Origin of the sequence: Telluribacter sp., assembly GCF_035998675.1 — a bacterium.
Classification (GTDB): domain Bacteria; phylum Bacteroidota; class Bacteroidia; order Cytophagales; family Spirosomataceae; genus Telluribacter.
In genome coordinates this window covers 885,022-902,896 of the sequence record NZ_DASYHI010000020.1, presented here as the reverse complement: position 1 = coordinate 902,896, position 17,875 = coordinate 885,022, and the positions used below count along the sequence as shown (strand labels likewise).

Here is a 17,875-nt window from a genome sequence, read left to right as displayed (position 1 = left end):
TTGTTCCGGCTAAGAGTTTGCCCCTTCCAAAATAATTAACCATTTAGTTACTTCTGGGCCGGACTACCCGGGCGTCGGGGACGCATGGGGTTGGGCATGGGGGCCATCTGGTCATGGGGTGGGGCAGGAGCTGGGGGCTCCATCGCATTGGGCATGGGGCCTACGCGCTTAGGCTTAAGAATAGGCATATTGTCCCAGTCAGAGTAGGTAATGTAACTAGAATCCTGCCGGTTGAGCCAGGGGCCCTGGCCCGGAGGTACTATATAGTACTTAGGCCCGGGTAGTGGGTCTTTGGGCTGAACTTTGGGAACCAAGTCCTGGGCCTGAGAAGTACCTCCCAGTAGCAATAGTATATATAGCGTAGCTATTTTCATGAAAAAATTCTTTTAGCTAAAGAGCCCCTTTTTTTGTGAATGTTGCATTTTCGACCTTTGAAAACTGTTATTTTGGACCAACGAAAATCAGGCTCTATTTTAAATAAAAAAATGTACACTATCTACGGCATTGCCAATTGTAATACGGTTAAAAAAGCCCTGACCTGGCTGGATGAGCAGGGGATCAGCTACCAGTTTCATGATTATAAAAAGAAGGGCCTCAACCGGGAGAAACTGGACGCCTGGCTTCAGCAGGAGCCCTGGGACAAGCTGGTGAACCGGGCGGGCATGACCTGGCGGCAACTCTCCGAACCCGAAAAAGCGGCAGCCGGTACCCCCGAAGGTGCTACCGAACTGATGCTTCAGAAAACCTCCGTGATAAAACGGCCCCTGCTGGAAGACGAACGGGGCAAGGTAGTAGCGCTTGGGTTTTCGGAGAAAGTATACGGAGAATTACTCAGTTAAGGAAGACTTTTCGGTGACCACTACTACTTTGCGGCCGTCAAATAAAGTGGTGGCAAAGAGGTACCTGTTACCGCCCTCTTTAATTTTCCATTTTTTTCGAAGTTCTGAGACCTGGGCCGGAAAGTTACGCAGGCTGATATTGGCTTTTCCTTCGGGTAAATGGGCGCGCAGGTCACGGGCATCGGGGCGGCAAACATCAATGACGGAAAAGCCCCGTCCGGGAAATTCCGGTAACCAACGGTCCGAGGTGTAAAGGTGGCTGTTGGGCGCTAACTTCGTCAGGTTAAACCGGCTGGCAATACTACGGAAGGCACCGGCTTTGAGCAGAGCGGCCTGGGGTTCGTACAGGTACCTGAGGGGTTCGCCGTAGTGTACTTCCGCCCTCGCTTCTTCGGTCCGGGTAAAGTCCAGGCCAGCCACCGGACTTCCCTTGTCGTTCAAAATACGTACCTTCAGAACAGGTTCCGGACCGGGCGCTCCATCGGTGCTGATCAGGTACAGGACTTCCTTGCATTCATTCTCCAACCCCACTATATGTACCTCTTTTACGCCCGGGAGCTCCTTCATGCTCAGGTCAATATCGAGCAGGGGAGAGGTCTTGATAAGTACCTGGGGCGAAGATTGAAGCAAAATAGGCAGGGCAGTTACTATATCGGGTGTACAATCGGCGAGGCGGACTACCTTGCGCTGCTGCTGGTCACGGCGGGCGGGGTCGGCGTAGATACAGTCGGCCCGGAGGGGCTGCTGGCGTAGTGCTTTGATGGCTTCTTCGTTCCGTACCGATATCCTGTCTGCCCCCAAGACTTTAAAATTATAACCGGCGGACTGAGCCACTTCGGTCTGCTGCTCAAAGTAGGTAGTATACTCAAACGACCGACTCATGTAGTAGCAGTCCACCCCCATGCCGCCGGTAATGTCTACCAGGTGGTTACCCGCTACCAGCCCGGCTTTGTAAAGGGCAGTAGCCTGGGAGGAGCCCTGCTCAACCGACAGCGGAGGCGGAAAGAGCAACTGCTCGTTCCGGTACCATTCGGGGAGCTTATATCGGGCTTTCTGGCGGGCAGCTATTTGCTTCACTACCCTGGGGAGGTCCAGGTCGGGCGAGGAACGGTTTTTCAGGAGCAGCGTGGCCACATCGTCCTGAATATGGTCCCGGACAAACTTTCGTTCGGTTTCGGTAAGGCCGGGGTTACCCTCTGCTTCGGATGGTGGAGTGCGAGTCATGTTTCAAAAATAGGGGGTGCCGGCCAAAGTAGTAGCCTACCGGGCCGGATTCAACCGGTAATTCTGCGCACAATCCCGTTCATTGCTAAATTTTACCGGTTTTTTGGAGAATTGATTTAAGAAGTTGGTCAAATGCGTCAGTATAAAAAGTGTATCTTCCCATTTTATTACCAGACTCATTCACTCAAAAAATCTTACTCCTACCCGTATGGATGAAAAAGTGCAGAAGGCACAACGCTATTGGAAAGAAAACCTGACGTACCTGGCCATATTGCTGGCCATCTGGTTTCTGGTCTCCTACGGGGCGGGAATCCTGTTTGCGGATGCGCTGAACCAGTTCCGGCTGGGTGGTTTCAAACTAGGCTTCTGGTTTGCTCAGCAAGGCTCCATTTACATCTTCGTGGTCCTGATATTCGTGTACGTGTACCTGATGAACAGGCTCGATAAAAAATACGGGTACGATCAATAACTCCTTCTTTTCATTCTTCAATTCATCCTTTCTATGGACGTAAAAATCTGGACGTATATAATCGTGGGGCTAAGTTTTGCCCTGTACATTGGTATTGCTATCTGGTCCAGGGCGGGCTCTACCAAAGAGTTTTATGTGGCCGGTGGGGGTGTATCGCCCCTGGCCAATGGTATGGCCACCGCCGCTGACTGGATGTCGGCGGCTTCGTTTATTTCCATGGCGGGTATTATTTCCTTCATGGGCTACGACGGGGCGGTGTACCTTATGGGCTGGACGGGCGGCTACGTACTGCTGGCGCTTCTGCTGGCCCCCTACCTCCGCAAATTCGGCAAGTTTACGGTACCTGACTTTATCGGCGACCGTTACTATTCCAAAACTGCCCGGTCGGTGGCGGTAGTCTGCGCTCTGCTGGTTTCTTTTACCTACGTGGCGGGTCAGATGCGCGGGGTAGGCGTGGTGTTTTCCCGTTTTCTGGAAGTGGATATTAACACGGGCGTCATTATCGGGATGATTATCGTCCTCTTTTACGCGGTGTTGGGTGGGATGAAGGGCATTACCTACACCCAGGTGGCGCAGTACTGCGTGCTTATTTTTGCCTTTATGGTGCCGGCCATTTTTATCTCCATCCAGATGACCGGGAATCCCATTCCGCAACTGGGTATGGGTGGCCAACTGGCCGATGGATCAGGTACTTACCTGATGGACAAGCTCGACGGACTTTCCACGGAGTTAGGCTTTGCGGCTTATACCAGCGGGAGCAAGTCGGTTATGGATGTGTTTGCTATTACGCTGGCCCTGATGGTAGGTACCGCCGGACTTCCCCACGTTATCGTTCGGTTTTTCACGGTAAAACGGGTGAAAGATGCCCGTTTGTCCGCCGGTTTGGCTTTACTTTTCATTGCAATCCTGTACACCGCCGCCCCGGCTGTTTCGGTATTTGCCCGGACCAACCTGATTGAAACGGTTCGGGATCGTCCTTATTCTGAAGTACCGGCCTGGTTTAGCAATTGGGAAAAAACGGGCCTGTTGGTTTTTGAAGATACAAACGGGGATGGACGAATCCAGTACGTAGCTAATAAGGAGCAGAACGAGCTGACGATTGATAACGATATTATGGTACTGGCTAATCCGGAAATTGCCAACCTGCCCAACTGGGTCATTGCCCTGGTGGCAGCCGGTGGGCTGGCCGCGGCACTCTCCACGGCGGCCGGTTTGCTGCTGGTAATCTCGTCTTCGGTTTCCCACGATTTAATTAAAAAGATGATAAAGCCCGATATTTCCGAAAAGGCTGAATTAGTAGCCGCCCGGCTGTCGGCGGTAGTGGCAGTATGTGTGGCGGGGTACTTTGGCATTAATCCGCCGGGTTTTGTGGCAGCGGTCGTGGCCCTGGCGTTTGGGTTGGCGGCGGCTTCCTTTTTTCCGGCAATTATCCTGGGAATATTTTACAAACGAATGAACAAGGAGGGCGCCGTTGCCGGTATGGTGGTAGGCATTGCCCTGATGCTGTACTATATGGTGAAGTACAAGATGGGCTGGCTCGATGCTAGCGTACCGCCCAAAGAGGAGTGGTGGTTTGGCATTTCGCCGGAAGGTTTTGGTTCGGTAGCTATGCTGGTAAACTTTGCCGTCTCGCTGGTAATAAGCCGGTTTACGCCCGCCCCGCCCGAAGATGTGCAGCAAATTGTGGAGGATATCCGGTTACCTATGGGAGCCGGAGAAGCGGTTTCGCACTGATAAAATGTCTTTTTTATAACTTTGCACCTACTGACTTTACATGCAGTATTCCTGCTATTCATTAACCCTAACTAAGCTATGAGAGTAAAAACCTATGAAGAATACCAGAGTGCCTATACCCAAAGCGTCGAAGATCCCGAAGGTTTCTGGGCCGAAGTAGCCCAGCAGTTTCAGTGGCGTAAGCCCTGGAAGAAAGTTTTGGAATGGAACTTCACCGAACCCAGTATCAAGTGGTTTGTGGGGGGTAAATTAAATATCACCGAAAATGCTCTCGACCGTCATCTCAGCGAGCGGGGTGATCAGCCGGCTATAATCTGGGAACCCAACGATCCGGATGACCGGCCCGTTACCATAACCTACCGGAACCTGCACGCCCGCGTGTGCCGCTTTGCCAACGTACTCAAAAAATATGGTATAAAAAAAGGGGACCGGGTTTGTATTTACCTGCCCATGGTCCCCGAACTGGCCATAGCGGTGCTGGCCTGCGCCCGGATTGGCGCGGTACATTCGGTCGTATTTGGGGGCTTTTCGGCCCGTTCCATCGCCGACCGCATCAACGACGCCGGCTGTACCATGGTTATTACCTCCGACGGGGCCTTCCGGGGCGCGAAGGTAATTCCGATGAAGGATACCGTAGACGACGCCCTTGAAAAGTGCCCCAGCGTAGAGAATGTAATTGTGATGACCCGCACCCGTACCCCCATCTCCATGCTGAAAGGCCGTGACCACTGGTGGGAGGAGGAAGTGAAGCACGTGGACGACAACTGTACGGCCGAGGAAATGGACGCCGAAGATATGCTCTTTATCCTGTATACCTCCGGCTCAACCGGCAAGCCCAAAGGAGTAGTACATACCTGCGGGGGGTACATGGTATATGCTACCTATACCTTTGCCAATGTGTTTCAGTATGAGCCGGGCGAGGTACACTTCTGTACCGCCGACGTCGGCTGGATTACCGGCCACAGCTACATCGTGTACGGTCCGCTCTGCTACGGCGCTACTTCCCTGATGTTCGAAGGCATACCTACCTGGCCGGATGCGGGGCGTTTCTGGCAGATTACCGATAAGCATCAGGTCAATATTCTGTATACCGCTCCCACGGCCATTCGCTCCCTGATGAGTTTCGGTTTGCAGTACGTGAAAGATTATAAGTTAAACTCCCTGACCAAGCTGGGGTCGGTGGGGGAGCCGATCAATGAGGAAGCATGGCAGTGGTTTAAGCAGCATATTGGCAAAGGCAAAACGCCGCTGGTGGATACCTGGTGGCAAACCGAAACCGGAGGTATTATGATATCCGCCCTGGCGGGAGTTACCCCCGAAAAACCAACCTATGCCACCCTGCCGTTGCCGGGCGTACAACCCGTACTGGTGGACGAAAACGGCGAGGAAATAGAAGGTAACGGCGTGAGCGGAAATTTGTGTATCAGGTACCCCTGGCCGGGTATGCTCCGTACTACCTACGGCGACCACGACCGCTGCCGACAGACTTATTTCTCGACTTATCAGAATATGTACTTTACCGGCGACGGCTGCTTACGCGATGAAAACGGATTTTACCGCATAACGGGCCGGGTCGATGACGTAATAAACGTATCGGGCCACCGCATAGGTACCGCCGAGGTAGAGAACGCCATTAACATGCACCTGGGCGTGGTAGAGTCGGCGGTGGTAGGGTACCCGCACGACATAAAAGGTCAGGGGATTTATGCCTATATTATTACCGAAAACAAACCGGATGATCCTGAAATGCTGCGCAAAGATATTGCGGCTACGGTAACCCGTATCATTGGGCCCATAGCCCGGCCGGATAAAATGCAGTTTGTAAGCGGCCTGCCCAAAACCCGCTCCGGAAAAATCATGCGCCGTATACTCAGGAAAGTAGCCGAAGGCGATACCGCCAATATGGGTGATACCTCTACGCTGCTTGATCCGGGCGTGGTGGATGAAATCCGGGAAGGCGCTTTGTAGGGAAAAGGTACCTGGTAGAATCAAAAAAGAGGGACGGTCTATTTCTGTCCCTCTTCCTGTTTCAGGGCTTTGTCGTCTTTTCTGAATTTCTTAAGCGGGTCATACTTGATATTGACCTCGCCGCCTTCGTCCACGGCCCTGAGAAATACATTGGCCCCTTTCATATATTCCAGGTCGTGCTGCGCCAGCTGGTAGGTAGAGTCGCGGCGTTTGAGATTCTGGAGGGGAATCTGAATGCTGAGGTCGGTTTTGCGGCCAAAGCTGTAGGTACCATTCACAAAAAGGGTGAAAATATTGGATTCAATTTCCATCTCTTTAACTTCAATCTCCTGCCCATTCAGAAAGAATTGTTTGCGGATAGGAGCAAACCGCACCTGGTCAAAGTTCCGCTTTCGGAACAGGATATTTTTCATTTTCTGAAATGGTTCAAAATCCCGAACCTCGGCGTTGGTCAGGGCTATATCCAGTTTTCCTCGCATGGATTCAGCCAGCAGGGTAGCGTTATCCCGCAGGGTACTTTCAAAAACAAAGTCCGCATCCAGCTTTCCTTGGATATTCTGGTCCGTAATGGCTTTTTGGCCCAGGTTATTCAACGAATAAAACACCGACTGTACATCGGTACGGTTGAGCTGGCCCTGGGCGTGCAGGAAAGGGAGCCCGTTGGTACCAATGTTATCTATGTAGCCCGATACCTTCAGGGTACCACCAAAAGCATTCATGGAAATATCATTCAGATTGACCTTGGTATCCGTCAAAGTCATTTTTCCCCGTACCTGGGTGGCCTGAAAGCGTTTGTAAGACACCTGGTTTGACTCCACCGAAGCCACAACCTCGGTCCGATCAATCACTTTGTCCAGGGTCTGGGACAGTTTGAAGTTTGGATTGACAAGGGTTTCTTCCGGAGATTTCTTTTTCAGGAAAAAATCCAGCCAGTTGAGCTGCCAATTGGGTACCTGCACGTGCACTACTGCTTTGGGGGTGGTTTTGGCTCCCATGATCTGCGTGAGCAGGTCGGTAGCCTTACCGGTCATAAAATAAGTATTTTTGCCGTCCGAAAAGCGGAGGTCCTGGCTGGCAAATTCGTCTTCGTTGATGGATATGGACCCCTGTATCCGGCTCAGGTCCACCCCCTGGGGCAGATAAGAAAAAGCCAGGTTCTGCAGTACAATCTGCCCACCCAGCTTGGCCGTCGGCCGGTTGGTATTGGGGTCATAGAAGGACATCAGATTACCCTGGTACCGAAAGCCAATGTCAATGCTTCCGCTCCTGACCTGATAACGGGCAGGGTCCAGCAGGGCGTTCAGGTTCGCCGGGGAGGCTTTCATGGTACTTTCAATGATAGCTTTGGGCTTCCAAAGGTCATTGATCACAATGGTACCTTCCAGCGGAATAGTTTCAAAAAAGCCCTGTACCTGGGTACCTTTCAGCTGCGAGTTTTCGTCGCTGGGTGGCAGCGACCGGTTTGCCTGATTGGTAAAGGTACCTACGGCTTTTACTTTTTTTAGTTTGCCAAAGGGCAGGTTGTAATCAAAATGCCCCGAACGGTAGGCGATATCTACCCTGGGGGTACCCGTTCCCAGGAAGCCTTCCAAATGTACATGGGCCTTGACTACGGGTAGGATCTTTACGCGGGTAACCGTTTTTTCGATAAAGGCGGGTAGTAGTTTCAGGGCGGTTGGCAGGGCAATGGTATCGGTGGTAAAGTCCATCTTTACTTTACCCGGTTTTCCGGCCAGATCAAACAATCCGGACATTTTGATACGATGCCCCGTCGCTACCTCCAGCCAGGAAGGATGTACCTGTAACTCGCGAGTTGCCTGGTTGTAGCTAAACGCTACCTCCAGGGTACTTTCCTGCTGCTTCATGAAAGCACCCTTTTTAGGGTGAAACGTGAGGCCTTTAAAATAGACCGCGCCCTCCATATCGCCCCGCCAGACGGAGTCTTTCCGGACCAGTTGGGAGGTTACCTCACGGAAGGTACCAGCATGGTACTTACTACGCAGCGAATCGGCATAGTGTAAGGCGAAATTCTGAAAAGATAGCTCCCGGATGCCACTAAACAAATCGGACGTAGAACTTTTTTTCTTACTCGTGGTGTCCTTCGGGTTGGTGGTAAGCACTGAGGCATTGGTGTAGCCGTCGCGGCGGATAAATACCGTCGCGGTACCATCTTCCACGGCTATTCTCCTGACTTTGATGCGCCTCGTCAGAAACTCCCTTAAATCCAACGTGACATTCAGACGGCGGGCCTGTAAAAGATGGGTCCTATGAACGGAGAACAGGGTATCGTCCAGGGTAATGTCATGCAGCGAAAAGGTAAAGCCAAGCCCTTTCCGGAGGGGCGAAAAAGTAAATTTTTTCACCTCCAGCTGGCCATCAATTGATTCATTGATGTAGGCTTTAATTTGTTCAAAAACGTACTCCTGATTCCGTATGGCCCACACACTCACCCCGGCCACTACCAGCAGCAGGCCCAGTACTACAATCAGTAAGCCCTTCATTGATTTTTTTAACATAAGTGCAGGTAGTGATAAGGAAGGCGCTAGCTTACAGGAAGCTATGCTTTAACTATTTCTGTATGCCTGACAGGCTCTTATTATCAGGGTTATTGACCAAACAATTATAAAACTATGCCATCAGGAAGCGGAAGTACCTGGGAGCCAATCGGGCTCGTGGGAACAGATAGAGAAGAAAATAGGTCTATTCTGGGAAAATAAGTTGGGTAACGCTCCTTTGATTTGTACCACTTATTCCCCAGTCTAATTAAGTGCCGGTACCTGGAAATAAAAAAGAAGTACCAGTGCTATCGGGTACTTCTCGTGTATAATTCTGTAATGGAAAGTATTACCGTTGGAGGGAAGAAGGTGCTTTATCAACCTCACAACCACAGCCTTTGGCACAGCCGCCCGTTTGTTTTCTGGCGAAAGACTTCCAGACGCGCCAGCCCAGGTAGCCCGCTGCTATCAGGAAAATCAGGATTACCACTATCTGCTGGGCCATGCTTCACGCTTTTTATGTGTTTGTTTTAAACACATAAATGACTACCAATTGTTCCGCTGGGCCAGCAGGTACGCATGCTGGTAGTGGTGCTCGCTGTGCCAGGCGTACATGGCAATGTACTCATCCATGCGTACCGTCTTTTCGCTCGCCGGGTGGTAGTAAGTGCGCTGGAGGTGTTCTTCGGTCAGGGAGTTCAGCAGCAGTACCCACCGCAGATGCAGGTACTTCATGAGTTGCAGCGAAAGCTCAATGGAGGCCGTTTGGGCATCGGGAAGCTCCGCCCAGAGGCTTTCTTCGTAAGGCCGGATGGTAGGATTACTCTCGGTAAGAGCCAGCCGAAGCCGGCAGTAAGCGTTGATATGGCTATCGGCTACATGGTGCACCAACTGCCGGACGGTCCAGCCGCCGGGCCGGTATGGGGTATCCAATTTATGGTCATCCCAGCTGCCCAGCAGATTTATAAACTTGGAGGGCAGAGCGCTGATGATTTGGATATTGGTTTTTACTTCATCCGGCGAATACTCAGATTTGCCTTTATGGGGGCCAATGGGATAGCGAAGTTGTTCGAGGTCCATGAGGTATGTTAATAGTAGTGCGGGCTAAATTTATTCTATTTCAATACTAAAAACAAAGAGCTGCCAAAGGGAGCGCGGGGTAGTAACCATTCTTCGGCTTTCATAAGGCCGTTGAAAAGATTATTAACTAATGCGCCCGGAAAACTCACGTCAGAGTCGATTTTACTGGTGTCAATCTTACCCCGCCGAAGCTGGTATTGCTGCCACTGCCGGACGGCCAGTATAGGGAGCGAAAGCGCGAAGGGCCAGTAGGTATGGTAGTGAATGGTCAAGCCGGCCCGCTGGGCGTAGCGCCGGAAGTCGGCCAGGACAAAACGACGGGTACTACCCACGGCCAGGTCGTGGGTACCGGCAAATGCCTCAAAAGCGTGGATATTAATCAGGAGCAGTCCCCTGGGGGTAAGCCTGCTTTTAAACTCCGACAGCGCTTTTACAATCTCCTCATCCGTAAGAAAATAAAGAGCGTCGTTGCAGCTAATAACATCATAGCGCGCTGCGGGCCGGAACGTTTCCACCTGCCGAAGGTCGCCGAATTCGACATCCAGGCCCCGCTCCACCGAAAAATCAATGGCGTGCCGGGAGTAGTCAAAGCCGGTGAGGTGGCGAAATCCCCGGTCACGCAGGTAAGAGAGCAGGCCCCCCGTACCGCAGGCCGCGTCCAGCATATGTACCTCCTGGCTGGCTTCGCCGAACTGTTGCCTGATGGCTCGAAGTACCCGGCCGTGCAGCCGCTGGTACCACCACAGTCGGCGCTCAACCTCGTACATGCGCTGGTATTCAAGGCGGTTGTCAATCATGCCGGTTCAGGATGGTGGTCTTAATAACATAGGGCGGCTGTCCGCTCTGGGCCATAAAGCTTTTGCCAATGTACTCTCCCAGTACACTCATCAGGGTACATTGCAAACCTCCGATAAAGAGGAGCGTGGCCGTCACCACCTGCCAGCCCTTGGGGTCAGCGGGACCAATGATCCACTGGCCCAGTAAAAAAAGCAGCAGTAGCGTACCCAGCCCCACCAGGCCCAGGCCCACCGGCATAAACAACCGAATGGGCAAGGCTGAGTAGCAAAAGAGGATATTCAGGAAGAGGGAAATTAATTTACGCCAGGTATAACTCGACTGCCCCTCCTGCCTTTTCTGGTGGCTGACCTGCACGGTACCTATGTTGCGGGTAACCCTGAATATAAGGCCGTCAATGTAAGGGTACGGACCGGTGTACTTGATCACTTCCTGGACTACCTCTTTCCTGATTAGTTTAAAGCTGGACAGGTACAGGTCGCGGGGTTTATTGAGCAGGTAGCTGGTCAGCCAGTTGACGAGCCTGCTCCCCCAGTTGCGGTAGGTCGCGTGCTCTTTTTTGGAATAGTAGGTATATACCACGTCAAAGTTGCCCCGAATAGCGGTATCGAGCAGCTTTTGTATTTCTTCGGGTGGATTCTGGAAATCGTCATCAATCATAACGCAGTAGGCGCCCCGGGCGTGGTTGAGACCGCAGAGTACCGCGTTGAACTCTCCGAAATTCCGACGCAGTGATATGAACTGCACATGCGCATGCTCCCGGGCCAGCCGGGTACATACCGCCTCCGAACCGTCGCGGCTGCCGTCATTGACCAGAACCACTTCGTACACCAATCCATGGAGTGCCTCCTGCAGGCGCCGTACCAGGGGCCCGAGCGTGGCCTCACTGTTATAGACCGGAATGATAATGGACAACTGCATCAGGACCGGGGGAATTGGTTGATTGACCGGACAATATAGTCAACTTCCTCCTCAGTAAGTACCGGATTCAAGGGCAGGCTGATGACCTGCTCATGGATTTGTTCGGTAATGGGTAGGCTGAGGTGGCTCAGGTGGGCATAGGCGGGCTGTTTGTGAATAGGGAGCGGGTAATGAATGTTGGTTTGAATCTCTTTATCATGAAGGTACTTAACCAGCTGCTCGCGCTCAGGGTGCCGCACCACAAACAAGTGCCAGCAGTCCTCCGCGATGCGGTCGTGGGGAGGAAGTACTAAGTTGGGTACCTTTATTTCGGACAGGTACCTGCCTGCAATCTGGCGGCGACGGTTGTTTTCCTGGTCGAGGTGGGGGAGCTTCACGCTGAGGATGGCCGCCTGAATTTCGTCCAGTCGGCTGTTAATGCCCTGGTATTGGTTGTAGTACTTTACGCCCGAGCCGTAGTTGCGCAGGTACCTGATTTTTTCGGCTAGTGCTTCGTCGTTGGTAGTAACGGCACCGGCGTCACCGAGTGCGCCCAGGTTTTTGGTTGGGTAAAAGCTAAAGGCCGTGGCATCGGCCAGATTACCGGCTTTGGTACCCTGGTAGGTAGCTCCGTGCGCCTGTGCGGCATCAGCAATGACTTTCAAGCCATACTTCTGGGCCAGGGCCCGAATGGGTTCCATGTCGCAGCAGCGGCCATAGAGGTCCACAGTCAGGATAGCCCGGGTGTTTTCAGTAATTTTTTCTTCGATTAAGCGAGGGTCAATCAGCAAGGTAACCGGGTCGGGTTCTACCCAAACCGGGACCAGCCGCAGGTAGCCTACCGGTAGTACCGAAGCAATGTAGGTATTAGCCGGTACCAATACTTCACTGCCAGGAGGAAAGTCATAGGCCTGCAGGATCAGTTCAATGGCTTCCAGACCGTTAGCGACACCCACGCAGTAGTCGGTACCGCAGTAGCGGGCAAAGGCCTGCTCAAATGCCTGTAATTCCTGACCCAGAATATACCAGCCCGACCGAAGTACCCGCAAGCTAGCTTCTTCAATAGCAGCCTGATGGGGTCGGTTAATCTGGTTTAAATCAAGAAATGGAATCATAAAAAGGGGAAGAAGAGCAGGTTCAGCCAGTAGCGTATTAAAGTGAGTTTTGCTGCTGAATTACCGGATAACCTTCGTAGATATAGTCACTCTTGTCGTAGTACTCGTTGGAAAGTACCAGCAGAATGGCTTCCTGCGAAAAATTTTCCATTGTATGCCAGTCCTCTGGTTCCAGAATCAGACAGGTTTGTGGTGTATCAAGCTTATAATGGGTTTCTTTTTCGCCATCATGTACAAATACCTCACATTGTCCGTGCAGACAAATCAGGGCGTTCCAGGTTTTTAGGTGACGATGACCGCCCCGTATTTTGTTACCTGCGCCATAGATATAGAATACCCGTTTGATGGTGCCGGGCATCATTTTCTCGAATACGGTTAAATTTCCGGACTCGGAATGAAAGGTGTCAAGTTGTACCAACCTGGGCATGTCGTGCGAGTAAGTAGAGTGTAATCAAATAAGTAAATCATTAATAAATTGACGAGATTAAAGGCTCTCATCCACTATGCAGCCCTAAATAAAACAAATGTTTTTTAGAAATGCTCATTAATTACCTCCAACAATTCGCCGTGCATAGCGCAGGCTGCCACCACATCACCCCCAAACAGGTAGTTGTCATGGCCGGCAAAGTCGGTTACAATTCCTCCCGCTTCCTGAATAAGCAGTACGCCCGCAGCCATGTCCCAGGAGTGAAGATTGTACTCATAAAAAGCTTCAAAGCGTCCGGCTGCCACGTAGGCCAGGTCCACCGCGGCGGCACCCAACCGTCTTACTCCGTGGGTTTTGCGCATCAGTGCTCCCAGAATATCCATGTAGCGATTTTGTTTTTCAAACAGGCGGTAGGGAAAGCCGGTAGCTACCAGACTCTCGCTCAGGTGCCGGGCCTGGGATACCTGTAACCGCCGACCGTTGCACCAGGCCCCTCCGCCCTGCCAGCCGTAGAACATTTCGTCGAGGTTGGGCTCGTGGATCACGCCAATCAGGGGTTCCTTTCCCCGAACCAGCCCTACGCTCACACAGTAGACCGGCAGGCCGTGCACAAAATTGGTGGTACCGTCCAGCGGGTCTATGATCCAATTCAGGGCTTCAGTGTTTTTTTCTTCGCCCGTAGTACCTTCTTCGGTAATAAAACTGGCTTCGGGCAGAATCTCCCGCAAACCGGCCACCAGGAGCTTTTCGGTTTCTTTATCTACGTACGAAACCAGGTTATTGACATCCTTGTACTCAATGCGTTCACTATTGAAAGTATTTGCTTCCTGCTGAATAAAGGCCGAAGCGCGCTTTACTACCTCAATGGTCTGTTGGGTCAGAAGATCAAGATTCATGCCTTTTTTTCGTTAACTGGAATTTTAGAAAGTGAATTATTAAGGTAATATACCCGGATGATCAGCGTGAGCAGTATCGGTATTACCACGTAGTTGTGCTTTAACAGATTTCCGGTGGCAAATAGCAGAAGTACTGCGTACCCTATTAAAGCAAACTGAAACCAGGCCGGTTTGTTGGTAATGGAAATAGAATAAATAAGAGGGAACCAGAGCGGGAAGGCCCAGAGCAGGTCGTAGTTCCAGGTGGTAACCCCGTGGTTGGTGCCAAACCATAGCAGTACTATAAACCAGCCGGTGAGTCCTACAATAGTGAAAAGCACTTTGTCAAAAGCAAAATTAAGTTTATTGGTTTGGATCTGCCAAAGGGTGTAGGCCAGCACCAGTACCGCCATTGCCCAGAAAAATACCGTTGGTGTCAGCCATACTTCCTCCTGCATAGGTACTGCCGTAAATAGTGCATTGGTAACCGTGACCAGGGGTTGAAGCTGTCCGCCTTTCAGCAGCCGGGAATCATCGAAGGAAGCCATCAGGTTGTAGGGCAAAAAGGTGGCCTGCTCGGGGGTGGCTACCTCGTCGGATGGGGCACCAATGGCCAGGTCCATGCCAAAGTCGGCCCAGGGCTTTTGTTCGTATGCGTAGCGGTCTATCCACTGCCGGAAGCTCAGGGTGTCCCGAACGTAGCCCGGAAATTGTAAACTATCCCCGCAGGCCTGTACCACCGCGTCTTTGAGGCGCGTGGAGCAGTTGTCGTAAAAAAACTTGTACTGGTACTCCCGGTTTTGGGGCAGGAAGTTGGTTTCCAGAAACTGGTACAGGCGTTGCTTCTGGTCCGGGGTCAGATTAAGTACCTGCTCAATGACCGAACGGTTTTCGCTGCGCCAGTAAAACAGCTGGGGCTGCAGGGGTGCCACCGAAATCTGGTACGGAAGGGTACCCCGCAGGAATTTTACATAAAAATTATCCGCATTGAAGTTGAAGGTACCGTAGCTGTAGGCATTGTCCAGGCCGGTACCCGGGTCATAGATCCAGAGGGCGCTGTGCCCAAAGCTGGAGTATAGCTCTTCGCCCGGCCCCACCGTAATAAGGCTCACCCGTGCCTCCGGACTGAGGGTGAGGGCCTGGGCAGAAACCCAGTAGTTAACGAATAATGTAAAGCTCAGAAGAAGGAGGAGGCGCATGGAACCGAACAGGGTACATGAATTATTCTTTTCCGGCAATAACGATAACAATTTCACCTTTAATAGTTTTTTCAACAAAATAAGTAATTATTTCCTGTAACGTACCACGAACATTCTCTTCGTATATTTTTGTCAGTTCCCTGGCTACACTCGCCTGACGCTCCGGCCCGAAGTACTCCGCAAACTGCTGCAGGGATTTTACCAGGCGGTGCGGCGACTCGTAAAACACCATTGTACGTTCTTCTTCGGCCAGTTCTTTCAGGCGGGTCTGACGGCCTTTTTTGTGGGGCAAAAAACCTTCAAAAGTAAAACGGTCGCAGGGCAGGCCTGAGTTCACCAGGGCGGGAACAAAGGCCGTCGGGCCGGGCAGACACTCTACCGGAATCCGGTACTTGATACACTCCCGTACCAGCAGAAAGCCCGGGTCGGATATGGCCGGCGTACCCGCGTCGGACACCAGCGCCATAGTTTCTCCTTTCAGCATCCGCTCCAGCAGCCGCGTTATGGTCTGATGTTCATTGTGGATGTGGTAGCTCTGCATGGGCTTGGTAATACCCAGGTGCTTCAGCAGATTCCCGGAAGTACGGGTATCTTCCGCCAGCACCACGTCTACGGCTTTGAGCACGTTAATGGCCCGCAATGTAATGTCTTCCAGGTTACCAATGGGCGTAGGTACAAGGTATAATTTCATGAATCTAATCAGCTAATAAGCTCCGAAAGTACTCAATAGGAGCGAGGATGCCAATAAAGCACCAGGCAGAGTTCCAATCCAGCATACCAGTGGCACATTATTAGTAGGTACCATTTTAAAACAAATACTTACTAGTAGCCATGCGAGCAGTTTCAAAGCAAAAGTCTGCCATTTCGGATATGGAGTCGATGGCCAAATGGATGGATTCCCGCTTTACAATTCCAGGTACTAACATCCGGTTTGGACTGGATGCTTTGGTAGGCCTTATTCCCGGTGTCGGTGACTTCGGTACTTTGTGTATATCCGGGTACATGATTTCCGTTTTGGCCAAGAACGGAGCCAGCCGACTTGTGATTGCCCGGATGACCTTAAATGTTGTGATCGATGCCCTCCTGGGATCTATTCCAATCATAGGTGACATTTTTGATGTGGCCTTCAAGGCCAATCAACGGAATGTAAAACTGATGCGTGAGCATTATGTCGAAGGCCGCCACCAGGGGGGAGCCTGGAAGGTGGTACTGCCCGCCTTGTTAGTACTGTTCCTGGTGGTTGGAGCCATGGCCTGGTTGAGCTACCGGTTTTTTGCCTGGTTATTTAACTAACTTCTCCGGTTATAACTCTTTGCGCGGCCCAAGCCAGGTTTCAAACCGTGGCTTGGGCTAACTAGTAACTTCCTTTCCGTAGCTACTGGTCGTATGCCGCGGCCTTTGACTTCCGTACTTTGATAGCAATCGGTAGTGCTCTATGTTAAAGATCTTGGCGTTCCATCGGCATTCACTGTACAGAGTCATCATCATGAACGGAGATTTTATGGAGGAAATTTTTTTATTTAAAATAATTTCCATTTCCTTTGTTGGAAATTATCGAATATATAAAAGTTTCCAACAAGGCCTCGAGTAATCGACGAGAGGATTTGAAAGTCTCCTATTCCTGAGTCAGCTATTCCGTTCAATTTCAACTTAATCAATTACAGCAATGAAAAAAGTTAACTTATTTCTTTTCGTCCTGATGGTAGGTACTGCCTTCACCGCTTTTTCACAGGCTCCGGCGGATTTCTTCGCAGGTAAGTGGGAAATCACGGTACTTAGTTCGCCCCAGGGAGATATAACCTTTCTGACGGAACTGGTACGGAAGGATGGGAAACTTACCGGGGAACTTGTGAACCAGGCTGACCCCGCCAGCGGCACCCGTAAAATCACTAAAGTAGAAGAGAGCGGAGATAAGCTGACTATCTATTTTGAGTCGTCACAGGGTGGAGACATGGCTCTGGAGCTGGCGAAAGTAAATGATGATACCCTGAAAGGTAGTGTATATGGGTTTGATGCAACTGCTAAACGGGTAAAGTAGGTAGAAACGATCCTGTTTGGCCAGGTCGCTAACCAACCGCAGACGTACATGGAAGGCTGTATGAAAGAAGAAATTCTAGAAAAATCGCTGAAGCTGTTTTTGAAATATGGTACTCGGGAAATGTCCAACCAGAAGCTCGTTGAATGGCTGGGCATTTCTACCAAAACCATCTATAAGTACTTCACAAACAAAGAGGGGTTACTGGAAGAAGTACTCCATCTCTACCACAACCAGCAGTACGAAATGCTGGAAAGTCTGCCGAAAGAGCAAAATGCAGCCTGTCATTTTTTTGAGGTCTGGCAGATAGCCATAGAGACGGAGTACAAGATTAACCTGCTCTTCTACCAGGACCTGCATCATTACTACCCCGAGCTGGAAAAAAAAGTAGAGGGGGTAATTGGCCAAAAGTTTGAGCAGCACTTTCTGTCTATTATTCACCGGGGAATAGAACAGGGGGCCTTCCGGCAGGACATCCTTCCGGAAGTAGTCTTACGAAGCATACTAGCCCTGCACCGGGTGGCCGTTCGGACAGAGCCTTTTAAGCACTTTCATTTGTCAGCGACCGATTTACTGTTGAACACTACGGCAACATTTATCCGGGGACTTTGCACCGTTGACGGCATGAAGGCTTTAGATGAGCATATCCGAACCCTCCGGTTATCCAGTGGGGTGGTGAACGCCTCAATTTGAATCAAATATTATAACTATACTATCACC

At 51.2% G+C, this 17,875-nt stretch carries 19 protein-coding genes; 7 read left to right on the top strand and 12 right to left on the bottom strand.

Annotation, left to right across the window (positions count from 1 at the left end; translation table 11 throughout):
- Positions 1–47 precede the first annotated feature (47 nt).
- A complete protein-coding gene (locus VGN67_RS18035) occupies positions 48–374 on the bottom strand; it encodes a hypothetical protein (RefSeq protein WP_327488250.1) in 327 nt (108 codons plus the stop codon).
- A 111-nt stretch (positions 375–485) separates the two neighbouring features.
- Between VGN67_RS18035 and VGN67_RS18030 the strand changes: the two genes are divergently transcribed.
- Positions 486–839, top strand: a complete 354-nt coding sequence (locus VGN67_RS18030; RefSeq protein ID WP_327488249.1) for an ArsC family reductase — start codon at positions 486–488, stop codon at positions 837–839.
- Here VGN67_RS18030 and VGN67_RS18025 read toward each other — a convergent pair.
- A complete protein-coding gene (locus VGN67_RS18025) occupies positions 828–2,063 on the bottom strand; it encodes a THUMP-like domain-containing protein (RefSeq protein ID WP_327488247.1) in 1,236 nt (411 codons plus the stop codon). The two genes, VGN67_RS18030 and VGN67_RS18025, sit on opposite strands and share 12 nt — an antisense overlap.
- 208 nt (positions 2,064–2,271) lie before the next feature.
- On the opposite strand from VGN67_RS18025, the gene VGN67_RS18020 reads away from it, so the two are divergent.
- From VGN67_RS18020 to acs, 3 genes are all read left to right on the top strand, one after another.
- Entirely contained in the window at positions 2,272–2,532 is a 261-nt protein-coding gene (locus VGN67_RS18020; protein WP_327488246.1) for a DUF4212 domain-containing protein, read from the top strand.
- A 33-nt stretch (positions 2,533–2,565) separates the two neighbouring features.
- Positions 2,566–4,266, top strand: coding sequence for a sodium:solute symporter family protein (locus tag VGN67_RS18015; RefSeq protein ID WP_327488245.1), 1,701 nt, complete (start codon positions 2,566–2,568; stop codon positions 4,264–4,266).
- A 78-nt stretch (positions 4,267–4,344) separates the two neighbouring features.
- Positions 4,345–6,234, top strand: a complete 1,890-nt coding sequence (gene acs, locus VGN67_RS18010; RefSeq protein ID WP_327488244.1) for an acetate--CoA ligase — start codon at positions 4,345–4,347, stop codon at positions 6,232–6,234.
- A 38-nt stretch (positions 6,235–6,272) separates the two neighbouring features.
- On the opposite strand, the gene VGN67_RS18005 is transcribed toward acs, so the two are convergent.
- The 10 genes from VGN67_RS18005 to rsmI all read right to left on the bottom strand — a co-directional run bounded on the left by VGN67_RS18005 (position 6,273) and on the right by rsmI (position 15,811).
- Positions 6,273–8,750 (bottom strand): AsmA-like C-terminal region-containing protein, encoded by a 2,478-nt coding sequence (locus tag VGN67_RS18005; protein WP_327488243.1) that lies wholly within the window; start codon positions 8,748–8,750, stop codon positions 6,273–6,275.
- A gap of 328 nt (positions 8,751–9,078) precedes the next feature.
- Entirely contained in the window at positions 9,079–9,234 is a 156-nt protein-coding gene (locus VGN67_RS18000; protein WP_327488242.1) for a FeoB-associated Cys-rich membrane protein, read from the bottom strand.
- 41 nt (positions 9,235–9,275) lie between these two features.
- Positions 9,276–9,809, bottom strand: a complete 534-nt coding sequence (locus VGN67_RS17995; RefSeq protein WP_327488241.1) for a YfiT family bacillithiol transferase — start codon at positions 9,807–9,809, stop codon at positions 9,276–9,278.
- 35 nt (positions 9,810–9,844) lie between these two features.
- The gene (locus VGN67_RS17990) at positions 9,845–10,606 is read right to left on the bottom strand and encodes a class I SAM-dependent methyltransferase (protein ID WP_327488240.1); all 762 of its coding nucleotides are present in this window, start codon (positions 10,604–10,606) and stop codon (positions 9,845–9,847) included.
- Positions 10,599–11,525 (bottom strand): glycosyltransferase family 2 protein, encoded by a 927-nt coding sequence (locus VGN67_RS17985; RefSeq protein ID WP_327488239.1) that lies wholly within the window; start codon positions 11,523–11,525, stop codon positions 10,599–10,601. The genes VGN67_RS17990 and VGN67_RS17985 overlap by 8 nt, the downstream gene beginning before the upstream one ends.
- Positions 11,525–12,619 (bottom strand): DegT/DnrJ/EryC1/StrS family aminotransferase, encoded by a 1,095-nt coding sequence (locus VGN67_RS17980; protein WP_327488238.1) that lies wholly within the window; start codon positions 12,617–12,619, stop codon positions 11,525–11,527. Before VGN67_RS17980 ends, VGN67_RS17985 begins: the two co-directional genes overlap by 1 nt.
- Positions 12,620–12,656: 37 nt before the next feature.
- Positions 12,657–13,046 (bottom strand): FdtA/QdtA family cupin domain-containing protein, encoded by a 390-nt coding sequence (locus tag VGN67_RS17975; RefSeq protein ID WP_327488237.1) that lies wholly within the window; start codon positions 13,044–13,046, stop codon positions 12,657–12,659.
- Positions 13,047–13,150: 104 nt separating this feature from the next.
- Positions 13,151–13,942, bottom strand: a complete 792-nt coding sequence (locus VGN67_RS17970) for an inositol monophosphatase family protein (RefSeq protein ID WP_327488236.1) — start codon at positions 13,940–13,942, stop codon at positions 13,151–13,153.
- Complete coding sequence (locus VGN67_RS17965; RefSeq protein ID WP_327488235.1) at positions 13,939–15,120, bottom strand: DUF4105 domain-containing protein; 1,182 nt, start codon at positions 15,118–15,120, stop codon at positions 13,939–13,941. The genes VGN67_RS17970 and VGN67_RS17965 overlap by 4 nt, the downstream gene beginning before the upstream one ends.
- 22 nt (positions 15,121–15,142) lie before the next feature.
- Complete coding sequence (gene rsmI, locus VGN67_RS17960) at positions 15,143–15,811, bottom strand: 16S rRNA (cytidine(1402)-2'-O)-methyltransferase (RefSeq protein WP_327488234.1); 669 nt, start codon at positions 15,809–15,811, stop codon at positions 15,143–15,145.
- 140 nt (positions 15,812–15,951) lie between these two features.
- On the opposite strand from rsmI, the gene VGN67_RS17955 reads away from it, so the two are divergent.
- The 3 genes from VGN67_RS17955 to VGN67_RS17945 all read left to right on the top strand — a co-directional run bounded on the left by VGN67_RS17955 (position 15,952) and on the right by VGN67_RS17945 (position 17,848).
- Positions 15,952–16,413 (top strand): DUF4112 domain-containing protein, encoded by a 462-nt coding sequence (locus tag VGN67_RS17955; RefSeq protein ID WP_327488233.1) that lies wholly within the window; start codon positions 15,952–15,954, stop codon positions 16,411–16,413.
- A 373-nt stretch (positions 16,414–16,786) separates the two neighbouring features.
- Positions 16,787–17,158, top strand: coding sequence for a hypothetical protein (locus tag VGN67_RS17950; RefSeq protein WP_327488232.1), 372 nt, complete (start codon positions 16,787–16,789; stop codon positions 17,156–17,158).
- Between the two features lie 60 nt (positions 17,159–17,218).
- Positions 17,219–17,848 (top strand): TetR/AcrR family transcriptional regulator, encoded by a 630-nt coding sequence (locus tag VGN67_RS17945; protein ID WP_327488231.1) that lies wholly within the window; start codon positions 17,219–17,221, stop codon positions 17,846–17,848.
- Positions 17,849–17,875: the final 27 nt, after the last annotated feature.

Excerpts from the sequence above, each read along its gene's own strand:
- VGN67_RS18035 (WP_327488250.1), bottom strand. The coding sequence starts at position 374 with ATGAAAATAGCTACGCTATATATACTATTGCTACTGGGAGGTACTTCT.
- VGN67_RS18030 (WP_327488249.1), top strand. The coding sequence starts at position 486 with ATGTACACTATCTACGGCATTGCCAATTGTAATACGGTTAAAAAAGCC.
- VGN67_RS18025 (WP_327488247.1), bottom strand. The coding sequence starts at position 2,063 with ATGACTCGCACTCCACCATCCGAAGCAGAGGGTAACCCCGGCCTTACC.
- VGN67_RS18020 (WP_327488246.1), top strand. The coding sequence starts at position 2,272 with ATGGATGAAAAAGTGCAGAAGGCACAACGCTATTGGAAAGAAAACCTG.
- VGN67_RS18015 (WP_327488245.1), top strand. The coding sequence starts at position 2,566 with ATGGACGTAAAAATCTGGACGTATATAATCGTGGGGCTAAGTTTTGCC.
- acs (WP_327488244.1), top strand. The coding sequence starts at position 4,345 with ATGAGAGTAAAAACCTATGAAGAATACCAGAGTGCCTATACCCAAAGC.
- VGN67_RS18005 (WP_327488243.1), bottom strand. The coding sequence starts at position 8,750 with ATGTTAAAAAAATCAATGAAGGGCTTACTGATTGTAGTACTGGGCCTG.
- VGN67_RS18000 (WP_327488242.1), bottom strand. The coding sequence starts at position 9,234 with ATGGCCCAGCAGATAGTGGTAATCCTGATTTTCCTGATAGCAGCGGGC.
- VGN67_RS17995 (WP_327488241.1), bottom strand. The coding sequence starts at position 9,809 with ATGGACCTCGAACAACTTCGCTATCCCATTGGCCCCCATAAAGGCAAA.
- VGN67_RS17990 (WP_327488240.1), bottom strand. The coding sequence starts at position 10,606 with ATGATTGACAACCGCCTTGAATACCAGCGCATGTACGAGGTTGAGCGC.
- VGN67_RS17985 (WP_327488239.1), bottom strand. The coding sequence starts at position 11,525 with ATGCAGTTGTCCATTATCATTCCGGTCTATAACAGTGAGGCCACGCTC.
- VGN67_RS17980 (WP_327488238.1), bottom strand. The coding sequence starts at position 12,619 with ATGATTCCATTTCTTGATTTAAACCAGATTAACCGACCCCATCAGGCT.
- VGN67_RS17975 (WP_327488237.1), bottom strand. The coding sequence starts at position 13,046 with ATGCCCAGGTTGGTACAACTTGACACCTTTCATTCCGAGTCCGGAAAT.
- VGN67_RS17970 (WP_327488236.1), bottom strand. The coding sequence starts at position 13,942 with ATGAATCTTGATCTTCTGACCCAACAGACCATTGAGGTAGTAAAGCGC.
- VGN67_RS17965 (WP_327488235.1), bottom strand. The coding sequence starts at position 15,120 with ATGCGCCTCCTCCTTCTTCTGAGCTTTACATTATTCGTTAACTACTGG.
- rsmI (WP_327488234.1), bottom strand. The coding sequence starts at position 15,811 with ATGAAATTATACCTTGTACCTACGCCCATTGGTAACCTGGAAGACATT.
- VGN67_RS17955 (WP_327488233.1), top strand. The coding sequence starts at position 15,952 with ATGCGAGCAGTTTCAAAGCAAAAGTCTGCCATTTCGGATATGGAGTCG.
- VGN67_RS17950 (WP_327488232.1), top strand. The coding sequence starts at position 16,787 with ATGAAAAAAGTTAACTTATTTCTTTTCGTCCTGATGGTAGGTACTGCC.
- VGN67_RS17945 (WP_327488231.1), top strand. The coding sequence starts at position 17,219 with ATGAAAGAAGAAATTCTAGAAAAATCGCTGAAGCTGTTTTTGAAATAT.